At 71.2% G+C, this 13,885-nt stretch carries 10 protein-coding genes and 1 pseudogene; 6 read left to right on the top strand and 5 right to left on the bottom strand.

Annotated features, from left to right (window positions below; translation table 11 throughout):
• Positions 1 to 49: 49 nt before the first annotated feature.
• Positions 50 to 1,621, top strand: a complete 1,572-nt coding sequence (locus OG417_RS33355; RefSeq protein ID WP_329237055.1) for an FAD-dependent oxidoreductase — start codon at positions 50 to 52, stop codon at positions 1,619 to 1,621.
• Positions 1,622 to 1,669: 48 nt separating this feature from the next.
• On the opposite strand, the gene OG417_RS33350 is transcribed toward OG417_RS33355, so the two are convergent.
• Together OG417_RS33350 and OG417_RS33345 are read right to left on the bottom strand one after the other, a co-directional pair.
• The gene (locus OG417_RS33350; protein ID WP_329237052.1) at positions 1,670 to 3,466 is read right to left on the bottom strand and encodes a glycoside hydrolase family 15 protein; all 1,797 of its coding nucleotides are present in this window, start codon (positions 3,464 to 3,466) and stop codon (positions 1,670 to 1,672) included.
• A 170-nt stretch (positions 3,467 to 3,636) separates the two neighbouring features.
• Positions 3,637 to 4,053 carry a CBS domain-containing protein gene (locus OG417_RS33345; RefSeq protein WP_329237048.1) on the bottom strand — a complete coding sequence of 139 codons (417 nt, stop codon included), beginning with the start codon at positions 4,051 to 4,053 and terminating at the stop codon, positions 3,637 to 3,639.
• A gap of 529 nt (positions 4,054 to 4,582) precedes the next feature.
• On the opposite strand from OG417_RS33345, the pseudogene OG417_RS33340 reads away from it, so the two are divergent.
• Positions 4,583 to 5,230, top strand: a pseudogene (locus tag OG417_RS33340) (ABC transporter transmembrane domain-containing protein); the annotation flags it as partial.
• An 88-nt stretch (positions 5,231 to 5,318) separates the two neighbouring features.
• Positions 5,319 to 6,356: an ABC transporter ATP-binding protein gene (locus OG417_RS33335; protein WP_329237045.1), complete on the top strand. Its 1,038-nt coding sequence runs from the start codon at positions 5,319 to 5,321 to the stop codon at positions 6,354 to 6,356.
• On the opposite strand, the gene OG417_RS33330 is transcribed toward OG417_RS33335, so the two are convergent.
• The 3 genes from OG417_RS33330 to OG417_RS33320 all read right to left on the bottom strand — a co-directional run bounded on the left by OG417_RS33330 (position 6,269) and on the right by OG417_RS33320 (position 10,623).
• Positions 6,269 to 7,939 carry an FAD-binding dehydrogenase gene (locus OG417_RS33330; RefSeq protein ID WP_329237042.1) on the bottom strand — a complete coding sequence of 557 codons (1,671 nt, stop codon included), beginning with the start codon at positions 7,937 to 7,939 and terminating at the stop codon, positions 6,269 to 6,271. The genes OG417_RS33335 and OG417_RS33330 overlap by 88 nt on opposite strands.
• A 106-nt stretch (positions 7,940 to 8,045) precedes the next feature.
• Positions 8,046 to 9,464, bottom strand: a complete 1,419-nt coding sequence (locus OG417_RS33325; protein WP_329237039.1) for a glycoside hydrolase family 28 protein — start codon at positions 9,462 to 9,464, stop codon at positions 8,046 to 8,048.
• A gap of 58 nt (positions 9,465 to 9,522) precedes the next feature.
• On the bottom strand, positions 9,523 to 10,623 hold the full coding sequence (locus OG417_RS33320) for an FCD domain-containing protein (protein ID WP_329237036.1): 1,101 nt from the start codon (positions 10,621 to 10,623) through the stop codon (positions 9,523 to 9,525).
• 189 nt (positions 10,624 to 10,812) lie between these two features.
• Here OG417_RS33320 and OG417_RS33315 point away from each other — a divergent pair, with 189 nt between their 5' ends.
• The 3 genes from OG417_RS33315 to OG417_RS33305 are packed head-to-tail and all read left to right on the top strand — an operon-like array spanning position 10,813 to position 13,885.
• Positions 10,813 to 12,081 carry an ABC transporter substrate-binding protein gene (locus OG417_RS33315; RefSeq protein ID WP_329237032.1) on the top strand — a complete coding sequence of 423 codons (1,269 nt, stop codon included), beginning with the start codon at positions 10,813 to 10,815 and terminating at the stop codon, positions 12,079 to 12,081.
• Complete coding sequence (locus OG417_RS33310; RefSeq protein ID WP_329237030.1) at positions 12,078 to 12,974, top strand: carbohydrate ABC transporter permease; 897 nt, start codon at positions 12,078 to 12,080, stop codon at positions 12,972 to 12,974. The genes OG417_RS33315 and OG417_RS33310 overlap by 4 nt, the downstream gene beginning before the upstream one ends.
• A gap of 11 nt (positions 12,975 to 12,985) precedes the next feature.
• Positions 12,986 to 13,885: a carbohydrate ABC transporter permease gene (locus OG417_RS33305; RefSeq protein ID WP_329237027.1), complete on the top strand. Its 900-nt coding sequence runs from the start codon at positions 12,986 to 12,988 to the stop codon at positions 13,883 to 13,885.

Genomic DNA, 13,885 nt, shown 5'->3' with positions numbered 1-13,885 from the left:
ACGGGCCGTTCCGGCAGGTGAGACGGAAGAATCGCGGGAGAGGACAGGCATGAGTGAGCCAGACGTGCTCGTGTACGGTGCCACGGGCGCGGGGGTGATCGCCGCCGTCGCCGCGGCCGAGACCGGCGCCACGGTCCGGCTCGTCGAGCCGGGCCGGCACGTGGGCGGGATGGTGTCCGGCGGGCTGAGCTGGACCGACGTCGGCACGCTCGACGCCATCGGCGGGCTGACCCGGCGGTTCTACGAGCTCGTCGCCAAGCACTACGACATCGGGCTGTTCGACGTGCCCGGCCCGGAGCCGCACGTCGCCGAGGACCTGCTGACGAGCATGCTCGCCGATGCCGGCGTCGACGTCGTCCTGGGCGAACGGCTGACCGGCGCCGAGATGGACGGCGACCGCATCCGGGCCGCCCGGACCACCGCGGGCCGGCACCCGGCCGGGGTCTTCGTGGACGCGGGTTACGAGGGCGACCTGCTGGCGGCGGCGGGCGTGCCGTACCGGGTCGGGCGGGAGAGCCGGGCGCTGTACGGCGAGACGTGGGCGGGCCGCCAGCCCGCCTACCGGCCGAGCCGGCACAACTTCTCCGTCATCCTGTCGCCGTTCGAGGAGGACGGCGGACTGCTGCCGTTCATCCGCCCGCCCGAGCTGGACCGGCAGGGCTGGCCCGCCGAACTGCTCGGCGAGGGCGACGGAGGCCTGCAGGCGTACGGCTTCCGGCTGTGCATGACCGACCGGCCGGCGAACGGCCGGCCGCTGGAGGAGCCGAAGGGGTACGACCCGGGCCGCTTCGAGCTGCTGCGGCGATACCTGGCCGCGGACGGCGCGCACGACAGCGCCGAGGGCTGGCTGCTGGGGCTGCGCAGGGACCTCCTGCCCGGCGGCAAGTGCGACGTCAACTCGGTCGGGCCGTTCTCCCTCAACCTCCTGGACGGGTCGAACCGCGGTTACCCCGACGGCGACGAGGAGACCCGTCAGGAGATCCGCGACCGTCACCTCGCCTACAGCCATGAGCTGCTCTACCACCTGCAGAACGACGACGGCGTCCCCGCCTGGATCCGCGAACAGCTGAGCGGGTGGTTCCTGTGCGCCGACGAGTTCGACGACACGGACGGCTGGCCGCACCAGCTGTACGTCCGGGACGGCCGGCGCATGGTGGGCGCGGCCGTGCTGACCGAGCACGAGCTGCTCAACCGCGTCGGCCAGCCCGACACGATCGCCGTGGGCTCGTACAACATCGACATCCGCGAGATCGAGCGGACGTGGCGGTACCTGCCCGAGTACCTCGACCCCGCGCCGCCGAACGCCACCGGACCGGTGAGCCGGCCGGGAGTTCCCGCGGTCTTCAACGAGGGGTACGTCTCGGTGGGCATCGAGCCGTACGCCATCCCGTACCGCGCGGTCGTCCCCTCGGCGGACGACTGCGCCAACCTCCTGGTGCCGATCTGCCTGTCGGCGAGCCACGTCGCGTTCGCGTCCGTGCGGACCGAGCCCACCCTGATGGCCCTGGGGCAGGCCACCGGGGTGGCCGCCGCGCTCGCCGCGATCGGGGGCACGCCGGTGCAGCGGGTCGACGTGGGCCGGCTCCAGCAGCGCCTCGCCGCCGACGGCCAGCCGCTGTAGCCGCCGCGCCGCTCACCGCGTGGCACGTGCGCGGGACGCGAGGGCCGTTCAGCGCAGCGGAGCCGTCTTCCTCGGCCCGCACGGCGGCCCGGCGAGCCGGGCCGCGGCCTCCAGGAGAACCGCGTGCACGAAGGCCTGGGGGATGTTGCCGCGCATCTGCCGCTCGGTGACGTCGTACTCCTCCGACAGGATGCCGGCCGGGCCGCAGGCGGCGCGGTTGCGCTCGAACCACCGGAACGCCTGCTCGTCGTCCCCTTGCTGGTGGGTGGCGATCGCGAGGAGGAAGCCGCACAGCAGGAAGGCCCCTTCGGCCTCCCCGAGCGGGCGGTCGTCGTGCCGGAACCGGTAGGCGTAGCCGTCGTCGGTGAGCTCTTCGACGTAGGCGTCGAGGGTGCGACGGCTGCGCGGGTCGTCGGGAGGGACCGCGCCGCGGATGGCCGGCAGCAGGAGCGCGCCGTCGTTGCGCGGATCGTCGGCGGCGCGCTGCCAGCGTCCGGAGGGGTGAACGCCGAAGGCGGCGGTCTCGGCGACCATGGTCTCGGCCAGGCCGGCCCAGCGTTTCGCCGCCGGATCCTCCGGGACGGCGTCGGCCAGGTCGCGCAGGCCGGCGGCGCAGATCAGCCGGCTGTGCGTCCAGACGCGGTCTTCCAGCTCCCAGACGCCGGCGTCCGGGTCGTGCCGGCGCTGCTCGATGGCGTCGGCCGCGGCGTGCGCGGCACGGCGGGCGTCGTCGTCGAGCCGTCCGCGCCGGGCGGCGGCCGCGATCAGCAGGAGCGCCTCTCCGAACGTGTCGAGCTGGAACTGGTGGGTGACGCGGTTCCCGATCTCGTCATGGCCCCCGGGGTATCCGGGCAGGTCCAGGCTGCTCTGCTCGGGGGGCGGCCCACCGCTGACGGTGTAGGCGGGTCGGAGGGCGGGCCCGTCGTCGAGCAGACGTGCGGAGACGAAGCGGACCGCGTCGTCCAGGAGGGAGTCGACGCCGGCGGTGGCCGCGGCCTGCCCGGCGAAGCACTGGTCGCGGATCCAGACGTAGCGGTAGTCGTAGTTGCGTCCGGCGCCGCTGCGCTCGGGCAGGCTGGTGGTGGCGGCGGCCACCATGCCGCCACCGCTGCTCGTCAGGCCGCGCATGACGGCGACGGCGTGCCGCGCGTCGCGATCGGCGACCGTCCCGGTCTGGAGGGTGGTCTCCCGCCAGGCGGTCTCGGTCGCCCGCCAGAGGCGATCGGCGTCGGGACGGCGGCCGGTGATCGGCCGGTCCCCGAGTTCGAGGACGAGGTCGTGGTGGTCGCCGGCGGGGATCTCGATGATCGTCTCCAGGCGCCGGTCGCCGTGCGCGGTCGTGCGCACCGACGCGTCGTCAGCGCCCGACCAGCGCAGGTGCACGCCGCCGAGATCGGTCCGCCAGACGCCGTCGTCCCCGCGCCGTGGAGAGCGGAGGCCGTGCGCGCCGAACCCCGGGCGGGGGTCGCAGACCACGTGAACGCGGGCGTCACCGCGTACGGCCATGATCCGCCGCAGCAGCACGGCGCACCCGGGATCGCCGGGGAAGGCCAGGGCCTCGCGGCACTCCACGACGCCGCTCGTGGTGACCCAGCGGCTGCGCCAGATCAGCGACGACCGCTCGTAGTAGCCGCCCCAGACGAAGGGCTCCTCCGGCGTCACCGCGTACATACCGCCGCCTCCGATGAGGGAGGAGAAGACGGCGTCGCTGTCCCAGCGGGGGACGCACATCCAGCAGAAGTCACCGCGGGGGCCGACGATGACTCCGCGCTCACCGTCCGCGAGCAGCGCGTACTGCCGCAGCACCTGCGGCGGGTATCTCAGTACGTCGTCGTGTACGGCCAATGGTCCTCTCTCCCGTGGGCCGGCGCTTCGCCGGCGGACGCGTCCTGGGGGATCGGCAGGCCGGTGAGCCGCCGGCCTCGTACGGGCCGGCCGGGGGCGGTCGGGCAGACGGCACGGTCACAGCAGACACGCATACCCGCGCCCGGCGACTTGTACCGGAGAACGCCTCGCTACCAGAATCGGCCGCCGCGCGACGCCGAGGCCGGTGAGAGCGCGCCGGCGTCGCTCGCCAGATCGGTGATGGACAGCACGCCGACCGGATGGTCGTCCTCGACGACGGGCAGCCGGCGGATGGAGTGTTCGCGCATGGATCGGAGAGCGGTGCCCGCGTCGTCGTCGGGTGAGACGGTGATCAGGTCGCAGCTGCAGATCTCGGTTACGGTCGTCTGCGTCACGTCGCGGCCGTCGGCCACGGCCCGGACGACGATGTCGCGGTCGGTCACCATCCCCAGCAGCCGGCCGTCGTCGAGGATGAGCACGACGCCGATGTCGTGCGCGCGCATGAGACCGGCCGCGTGCGACAGAGACGTCTGCCCTGACACGCTCACGGGCGCCGGCGTCATCACGTCGCGTACCTTCTGGGGCATGTGAGTCACCCCTCCTCACACCAGAGGGCCATGTCGGGAGCCGGACCGGGCGACCACCCCCGCTAAGCCCTCCGTACCCGTCTGCGCGCGCCTCGTACCCGATCGACCGCGGTGCGGATCACAGCGGTCACCAACGCCTCGCAAGACACCATCGTTACCAGGGACTCTCGTCCCCATGACGCAAAAGAACGCCATCTTCACTCTCTGTGAAGAGAGTGGTGCACCGGCGCCGCTCAGCTCGATATCACGCTCAATTAAAGCTGATCTCATCTTGGTCTCGCCGGATTTTCAGGGTCGGTTCCTAATGTCTTTCCTGTAAGCGCCGAAAGGCGATTAAGGGGTACTGAAAGGACCCGATGATGAGTTTCCGTAAACTGCCCGTGCCGCGCAAGAACCACAAGGCCGAGCCGCCGCGCAAGCCGGCGCCGAAGCGCCACAAGAAGCAGATCAAGCGGACGTCCCGCTGACGAATTAACGGGGGCAGAGGGAGCCGGCGGCCGCCGGCTCCCTTCTCGTCGCGGGAGGGAAAATGAACGCGCAATCGAAGGCTCCGCGAGAGGGCGTCTCCGCCCGGGAGGCGTTTCGCCGGTTCTGGCCGTACACGCGCGGGATCCGCCGATGGCTCGTCGCCGGAGCGCTGCTGCTGATCCTGGCCGCCGCCGGTGAGGCCGCCGCGATCTGGAGCTTCGGTCTCATCACCGACCACGTCCTGGCCGCCAAGAACGTGGCGGCGTTCTGGACGCCCGCCCTCGTGTGGCTGCAACTCTCGGTGCTGACCGCCGTCGCCTCCTTCGGCGGCGACTATCTCACCGCCCTCGTGGGGGAGCGTTTCCTCCTGCGGCTGCGGGACTCCGTCTTCGCCCACGTCCAGCGCCTCTCGCCGGACTTCCTCGACCGCGGCCGGACCGGTGACCTGATGGTGCGGCTGACCGACGACGTCGAGGCGATCGAGCAGTTCGTCGCGTCCGGGCTAATCAAGGCGGTCACCTCCGTCGTCAGCGCGGTGTTCTTCGCCGGCGCGGCGCTGTACGTCCGCTGGGACCTGGCCCTCGTCTCGTTCGCCCTCGCACCGTTGTTCTGGGTCGCCGTGCGCCGCTTCACCGCGCGGTTCCGGGAGACGGCCGTACGGGAGCGGGACGGCAACGGCGCCCTGACGAGCGTCGTCGAGGAGAGCCTGTCCAACCACGCCCTCGTCCAGGCGTACAACCGGCAGCCGGCCGAGCGGCGGCGTCTGCACCGCGAGGGGGTGACATCTGGAGGCGAAGATGGCGGAGAACCGGCTGTCCGCGCTGTACGAGCCGCTGGTCCAGGTGATCGAGACGGTGTGCGTCCTGCTCGTCCTCGGCTTCGGCGCCTGGGAGCTCTCACGCGGTCGCGTCACGCTCGGCGGCCTGCTCGCCTTCGCCGCCTACCTCGGCTACCTCTACCCGCCGATCCAGACCCTGGGCGACGTCGGCCTGACCGCCTCCGAGGCGGCGGCCGGCGCCGACCGCGTCATCGAGATCATGGAGACGCGGCCCGCGGTCGCCGAGCCGCCGGTGCCCCGCACCCGAGCCGCGCGCCGCGGACGGGTGGCCTTCGACGACGTCACCTTCCGCTATCCCGGCGCCGACCGGCCGGCGCTCGAGGGGTTCTCCTTCCGCGCCGGGCCGGAGGAACTCGTCCTGGTCACCGGCCCCAGCGGCGCGGGCAAGTCCACGATCGGCAAGCTGCTGCTGCGGTTCTACGACCCCGACCGCGGGCGGATCCGCCTGGACGGCGTCGACATCCGCGAACTCTCGCTGACGACTCTGCGGGAGACCGTCACCGTGTTGCAGCAGGAGACCATGCTCTTCCCCGGGTCGGTGCGCGACAACATCGCGTACGGACGGCCGGACGCCACCGAGGAGCAGATCGTCGCCGCCGCGCGGGCCGCCGACGCCCACGACTTCATCACCGCCCTGCCCGAGGGCTACGACACACCGGTCGGCCGGCAGGGACGCCTGCTGTCCGGCGGACAGCGCCAGCGGATCGCCATCGCCCGCGCGATGGTGCGCGACGCGCCCGTGCTCATCCTCGACGAGCCGACCACCGGCCTGGACGCCCCGACCGCCCGTCGCGTGCTCGGTCCGCTGCGCCGTCTCATGGCGGGACGCACGACCATCCTCATCACCCACGACCTCCACCTCGCGCCGGAGGCGGACCGGATCATCGTGGTGGGACGGGAGGCCCGGGGTCAGGCGGTGGCCTCCGCCGCCGCACGGCCCGCCCGGCGGCCGGAGAACAGGCAGCCGCCGAGGAAGGTGCCCTCCAGCGCGTTGTAGCCGTGCACGCCTCCGCCGCCGAACCCGGCCACCTCACCGGCCGCGTACAGGCCGTCCACGGGCCGCCCGTCCGGGCCGAGGGCGCGAGAGTCGAGGTCGGTCTGGATGCCGCCGAGCGTCTTACGGGTGAGGATGTGGAGTTTGACGCCGATCAGCGGCCCGGCCTGCGGGTCGAGGATCCGGTGCGGCGCCGCGGCGCGGCCGAGCCGGTCACCGATGTAGCGGCGCGCGTTGCGGATCCCCTGGATCTGTGAGTCCTTGCTGTACGGGTTCGCGACCTGCAGGTCGCGCGCCTCGACCTGGCGGCGCAGGACGGCCGGGTCGAGCAGCGGCTCGTCGGTCAGCTTGTTCATCTTCGCGACCAGGTCATCCAGCGTCGAGGCGACCACGAAGTCGGCGCCGCGACGCTTGAAGGCCTCAACCGGGCCGGGCACTCCGCGGGACAGCCGCTCGCGGAGGACCGCCTTGCGGTCGCCGCTGGTGAGATCGGGGTTCTGCTCCGACCCCGACAGCGCGAACTCCTTCTGGATGATCTTCTGGGTGAGGACGAACCACGAGTGGTCGTATTCGGCGATGTCGGGGGTGGTGCGCAGGTGCTTCAGCGTGCCGAGCGTGTCGTAGCCGGGCAGGCAGGGGTCCGGCAGCCGGCGGCCCAGCGCGTCGAACCACATCGAGGAGGGCCCCGGCAGGATGCGGATGCCGTGGCCGGGCCAGACGGGGTCCCAGTTGCGCACTCCCTCGGTGTAGTGCCACATCCGGTCGCGGTTGACCAGGCGTACCCCCGCGTCGGCGGAGATCTCCAGCATCCGCCCGTCCACGTAGGCCGGCACCCCCGTGACCATGCTCTTCGGCGCGGTGCCCAGGCGTTCGGGCCAGTAGCGCCGCACGATGTCGTGGTCGGCGCCGATCCCCCCGCTGGCGACGACGACGGCCTGCGCGCTCAGCTCGAACGTCCCCGTCTCCTCGCGGTTGCTCGCGACCCCGCGCGCCGAGTCGTCGTCCGCGAGCACGGTGCCACGGACCCCGGTGACGGCGCCGTCGTGGACGATGAGCTCGTCGACCCGGTGACGGTGGTGGAACGTCAGCAGGCCGGCGTCGGCCGCCTCACGGGCCCGGCGGACGAACGGCCCGACCACCCCGGTTCCGGTGCCCCACGCGATGTGGAAGCGCGGCACGGAGTTGCCGTGGCCGTCCGCGCGCAGGTCACCGCGCTCGGCCCAGCCGACCACGGGCGTGAGCTCGATGCCGTGGCCGGCGAGCCAGGAGCGCTTCTCCCCGGCGGCGAACTCGACGTACGCGCGGGCCCAGCGCACCGCCCAGGAGTCCTCGTCGTCCAGCCGGTCGAACTGCGCGCTGCCCTGCCAGTCGTTCCACGCCAGGTCGAAGGAGTCCTTGATCCTCAGACGCCGCTGCTCGGGCGAGTCGACGAGGAACAGCCCGCCGAAGGACCAGTAGGCCTGGCCGCCGAGGTTGGCGGCGTTCTCCTGGTCCACCAGGGCCACCTTGCGACCTCGGCTGGTGAGCTCGTGGGCGGCGACCAGTCCGGCCAGCCCGCCTCCGACGACGATCACGTCCGCGTCCATCGCGGCGCTCCTTTCCGGCCCGAACAGGGTGATTCGCCATCGTAGATCCCGTGCCGGTGCGCGGACAGCCCGCCCGGTCGCCGCTCCTGGTCACGCCGGCGGTCTCTCAGGAGGGCGGTGCCCCGTTGACCAGGACGCGGCGGGTCGTGACGTCGTTCGTGTTCTCGATGAGCGGCTGGTTCGCGGCCTGGTCGAATCTCAGGTTCGTCAGGCGCACGTCGTGCACCGGCGCGGTGTCGACGCCGCGGATCCGGACGGGGTAGTCACACCGGCCGGAGACCGACCAGTTCTTCGCCGAGAGACGCGACACGTCCGGGTACAGGTCGCCGCCCGCACCGCCCTGGTAGGTGAAGGTCACCTCGAACGGCACGTACGTCCAGGCCGGGCACGAGACGTCGGTGACGCTGACGTCCCGGATGTAGCCGCCGCGCGTCGAGGTCGACTTGACCGACAGGATCCACTGGACGCTCGCCTCGTCCAGGGCCGCGTCGAAGGGCATCCGGAGCCTGCGGGCCACCACGTCGGACACGCCCGCGCTCATCTCGCTGCCGATCGCCACCGCGCCGCCGCCGCTGCGGAACTCACAGTCCTCGATGAGGATGTTCTTCGACGGCACGCCGACCCGCCGGCCGTCCTGGTCGCGGCCGGACTTGATCGCGATGCAGTCGTCATGGGTGGCGAACGTCGTCCCGCGGATGACCACGTCCTGGCAGGAGTCGGGGTCGCAGCCGTCGCCGTTCGGGCCGAGGCTGTCGATCGAGACGTCCCGGATCATGACGTTGCGGCACAGCACCGGATGGATGTTCCACATCGGGGACCGGCGCAGGGTGACGCCCTCGATGAGGACGTTCGCGCAGGAATGGGGCTGGATGAAGCTCGGGCGCAGGTAGTGGCCGTCGCCGAACACCCGCTGGTCGAGCGGGGTGCCCTCCTCGCCCATCTGCTCCAGGGCGGCCCAGTCCGCCCGCTGGTTCGGCATCCCGGACTTCCAGCCGTACTGCCCCGAGCCGATCCAGAACCACCAGTGCGCGTTGTCGCCCTGCGCGTCGAGGACGCCCCGGCCGGTCACCGCGATGTCCCGCTGCCGGTAGGCGTAGATCAGGGGGGAGTAGTTGTAGACCTCGACGCCCTGCCAGCGCGTGCGCACGACCGGGAGATAGGCGGCCGGGTCGGTGCTGAACAGCAGCGTCGCCCCCTCCTCCAGGTGGAGGTCGACCCGGCTCAGCAGGTGGATCGCGCCGGTGGCCCAGCGTCCGCGGGGGACGAGCACGTGCCCGCCGCCGGCGGCGTGGCAGGCGCGGATGGCCGCGTCGATCGCGCGCGTGCAGTCGGTGGTGCCGTCGCCGACCGCGCCGTACGCGTCGATCCGGAACCAGCGGTCGGGGAAACGCGGCGGCCGCACCCGCCCCGCGATGCCCGCGGCGTGGTCGTCGGCGGCGGCGCTCGGCAGGACGCCCAGCAGCGGCAGCCCACCTGCCATCAGCGCGCCCATCCGGAGTACGTCACGTCTTACGGGTCTGGTCATGGGGGCTCCTCGCGGGAGAGGGCAGGAGGGGGTTCCTGCGGTGAATCGAAGATGGGGGTCAGGTACGCGTGGACTCGCCTCGCACGTGGGCGGCGAACAGGCGCCCGGCCTCGTCCGGGTCGCCGCCGGCCAGGGCGGTCAGGAGGGTCGCGTGATGTTCGGCCATCGCCACCCAGTCGCCCGCGTACAGCGGGTTCCCGAGCACGTGCAGGCCCCAGAGACTGGGTTCGATCATGCGCCAGACGCGGAGCAGGAAGGAGTTGCCGCTGGCCGCGCAGACGTCGCGATGGAACGCCATGTCGGCGTCGCGGAAGCCGCCGATGTCGCCGCGGCCCGCGGCCCGGCGCATCCGCTCGACGTCCTCGGTGAGCCGTTGCAGCGTCTGCGGCTCGATACGCGCCGTCGCGCTGCGGGCGGCGTGCTCCTCCAGCAGGAGGCGGACGTCGCGGACCTCGCGGGCCTGCTCCTGGGAGATCTGCGCGACGTAGTTGCCCCGGTGGGGCAGGTAGCGGACCAGGCCCTCGTGCACCAGCCGTTTGATGGCCTCGCGCGCGGGCGCCTGGCTGGTGCCCAGCCGGCGCGCGATCTCCGACTCGCTGAGGCGCTGGCCCGCCGTGAGCCGCCCCTCGACGATCCAGCGGCGGAGCATCTCGTACACGCGGTCGGACAGCAGCTCGCGCGGAAGCAGGTCGGCGTCGGCGCCGGGAACGGCCTGCGGCTGGAGTGAGCCGGCCGGCGTCTCCAGCGGCCCGGCCTCCTGCAGGTCGCGGTAGATGCGGGAGACCGTCGACTGGGACAGGCCGAGGCTGCGGGCGAGCGCGTGGGTGGAGGGCACGGTGCCGCCGCGCTCGGCCTCGCTGAGCGCGACGGCGATGAGGCGTTCGGCCTCCTCGCGCTCGACGCTGCGCGGGCGGCCCGAGCGCGGTGCGTCGGCCAGCCCGTCGAGGCCGTGCTCGGCGAACCGGCTCCGCCACTTGCCGACGGTCGCGGGGCTGACGCCCAGCCGCGCGGCGACGTCCTTGTTGGACTGGCCATCGGCCAGTGCGAGCACGATCCGGCTCCGCAGGCTCAGGGCCCCGTCATCCTGCGCGGCCCAGGCGAGCAGCGTCGAGCGGTCCGCGTCGCTCAGGGCGAAGGAGGGCTTGGACGTGGTCGTCATCGGATCATGGTACCCCGTTGATTCATGAATTTCCGACTCATCGTGAGTAAGAAATACGCTGTCCATCGGCTTGTTACACCAAGGTAACCCTTGACACCGTACCCCAGCCCCATTTATTAATGCATCGTTACTCGATGATTGACCCATTAGAACGTTGAAGGCCGGGGGGCTCAACGGGGAGGAGGCGTGATGCGCGTACAACACCTGAGCCGGGCTGCCGTCGGAACCGTGCTGGCCCTCGCATTGGCCGCCTGCGGCGGCGGGGGAGGTTTCTCTGGCGAGAGCTCGTCGGACGGCGGTGACAAGGGCACGGTTCGCATGCTCGTCAACATCACCCCGAACCTCACCCAGAGTTACTGGGAGGGGCTCGTCAAGCCGTTCGAGCAGGCGAATCCGGGTGTGGACGTGAAGATCGAGGCGCCGACCGGCAAGACGGTCTCGGACACGCTGCCACAGCAACTCGCCGCGGGCAATGCCCCTGACGTGGTCGAAACCCTGATGGCGGACCGCACTCTCGCGCCGCAGATGCTCGACCTGACCGACCAGCCGTGGGTGAAGGGCACGCCGCTGGCCCAGGAGGCCGCTCTCGGCGGCAAGATCTACACGGTCGGCGTCGGCGAGCAGGCGCAGTCGCTGATCTTCTACAACAAGGACGCCTTCGCCAAGGCCGGGATCGCGCAGCCGCCCACGACGCTGGACGAGCTGACCCAGGACATGGGCAAGCTCAAGAGCGCCGGCTACCTCCCGCTCCAGACCGCCGGCGACTTCGTCACCGGCCTGCAGATGCTCCAGCTCGCGGACCCCTCGCTGGCCCAGAGCCACCCGCAGTGGTACCAGGACATCCGGGCCAAGCGCCTCAAGGTCGGCGAGTCGCTGCTGCCCTACCTCAAGCTCTACAAGAGCTGGCTGGACAAGGGCTACCTCGACAAGAACGCCATGGGCCTGAAGTACCCCGACTCCCAGACCCGGTTCTTCTCCGGCAAGTCCGCGATGTACATCATGGGCAGCTGGTTCACCGCGTCGGAGGCGACGGCCAAGAAGAAGTTCGACGTCGGCGTCTTCCCCGCGCCGGTCCAGACGGGGCAGAAGAGCCCCGGCCCGCAGGGCGCCACCATGGCCGCGCCGTACATGATCCTCAAGTCGACCAAGCACCGCGCGCTGGCGCTCAAGCTCGTCCAGTGGCTCGTCACCGACAAGGCCGCGGTGACCAGCCAGCTCCAGCAGGACGGGAACTTCCGCAAGGGCTACGACCGGAAGTTCACCCCGCTCGAACAGCAGGTGCAGCAGATCCTCGACGCCGCGCCCTCCGGGGTGCCGCAGGGTGAGGGCTATGGCGACTACACCCTCCCGAGCGGCTTCAACGACGCGTGGAACACCCAGGTGCAGGGCCTCTACGTCGGCCGCTCACCCGAGAAGGTCGCCTCCGCCATCGACCAGTGGGTCAGCTCGCACTCATGAATTCCGCAAAAAAGACCAAGCGGGCGGGTGAGGGCGCCGCCACCCTGCTCATGGTCGCCCCGGCGACCCTGGTCTTCGTGGTCATGCTCGTCGTCCCGGTCGGCCTGGCGATCTACCTGAGCCTGACCGACTGGGACGGCTACAGCGCCCAGCCGAAGATCATCGGCGCGGCCAACTACACGCACCTGTTCTCCGACCCGGAGATACGGCGCGCCACCTTCGTCACGCTGCTCGTCGCGGTCGCCGGCACCATCGGGATGAACCTCCTCGGGCTCGGCTTCGCCGTCCTGGTGAACGGCACGTCACGGGTGAACCGCTTCCTGCGCGTCGTGCTGTTCTACCCGCACGTGCTCAGCGCGCTGGTCGTGGGCTTCCTGTGGAGCGCCATCCTCGGCACCACCGGCGCGGTGAACAGCCTGCTCACCGCGCACGGCGGGAGTGTCCTGCCGTTCCTGTCCGATCCCACCTGGGCCCTGATCACGATGATCGCGGTCCTGGTCTGGGCGGGCTTCGGGGTGAACGTCGTGCTCTACCTCGCCGGGCTGCAGGCGGTTCCGCGCTCGCTCGTGGAGGCGGCGCGCATCGACGGAGCCACGCGGTGGCAGGTGTTCCGCCACGTGACGCTCCCGGCGCTCGGGCCGGTCGTGACCATCAACATCGTCCTGTCGCTGGTGACGCTGCTGAAGACCTACGACCTGGTGGTCTCGCTGACGGCCGGTGGGCCGGCCGGGCAGACCCAGACGATCGCCTATCTCATCCTGTGGAACTCCTTCCATGACAACAAGCTCGGGTTCGGCTCGGCGCAGTCCGTGGTGCTCATGATCGTCACCGGGATCCTGGCCCTCGCCGTCACCCGCATGCGCCGTCGCGGCGAGATGGCGGTCTATTCATGAGTGGCGGGCTTATGACTCAACCTCGTACGGAGGAGGAAACGGCCGTCACGGAGGCGGCCGCTCCCGGGCGGCGGCGGGCCCGGCGGCGAGCGGGGCTGCCACGGGCGGTGTTCCTCGGCCTGGTCGCGATCTTCATGCTCACCCCGCTGTACGTCCTGGTGGTGAACGCGTTCAAGCCGCAGGAGGAGATCCTCGCCAACCCCTTCGGCCTGCCGGTGGGCGCCCTCACCACCCGCTACCTGTCCCACGCGTTGCACAACCCGCAGTTCAACATCGTGCGCGGGTACGCCGTGACCGTCCTGTTCGTGGTGGCGGTCAACGTGCTGTCCGTGGTGCTGGCCGGGCCCGTCGCCTACGTCGTCGCCCGCAGCCCCCGCCGCCGCTACCGGCTGCTGTTGCTGACCTTCCTGGCCGGCACGTTCATCCCGGGCCAGGTGCTGGTCATCCCGGTCGTGTACGTGCTCAAGACACTGGGGCTGATGGGCACGATCCGCGGTTTCGTGCTCTTCGAGACCGCGCTCACGCTGCCCTTCTCGGTCTTCCTGTACGCCGGCTACATCGGCACGATCCCGGCGACGCTGGACCAGGCCGCGGCGGTCGACGGCGCCGGGCGGCTCCGGACCTTCTGGAAGATCATTTTTCCGCTCATGCGGCCCGTGGTCGCCACGATGGTCATCCTCAACACCTTCTCGGTGTGGAACGACTTCGTGAACCCGCAGATCATCCTCGGGCCCGGGAGCGGCCTGTACACGGTCACGACGGGCGTCTACGCGGCGGTCAGCCAGTACTCCACCGACTACTCGGTGGTCTTCCCGACGCTGTTGCTGGCGATCGCGCCGCTCCTCGTCTTCTTCGTGGTCATGCAACGGCACATCATCAGCGGCCTGACGGCCGGCGCGACGAAGGGCTGA

This window comes from Actinoallomurus sp. NBC_01490, from assembly GCF_036227085.1.
Taxonomy (GTDB): domain Bacteria; phylum Actinomycetota; class Actinomycetes; order Streptosporangiales; family Streptosporangiaceae; genus Actinoallomurus; species Actinoallomurus oryzae.
The sequence above is the reverse complement of the archived record's forward strand: the minus strand, read 5'-3'. Positions and strand labels throughout refer to the sequence as shown.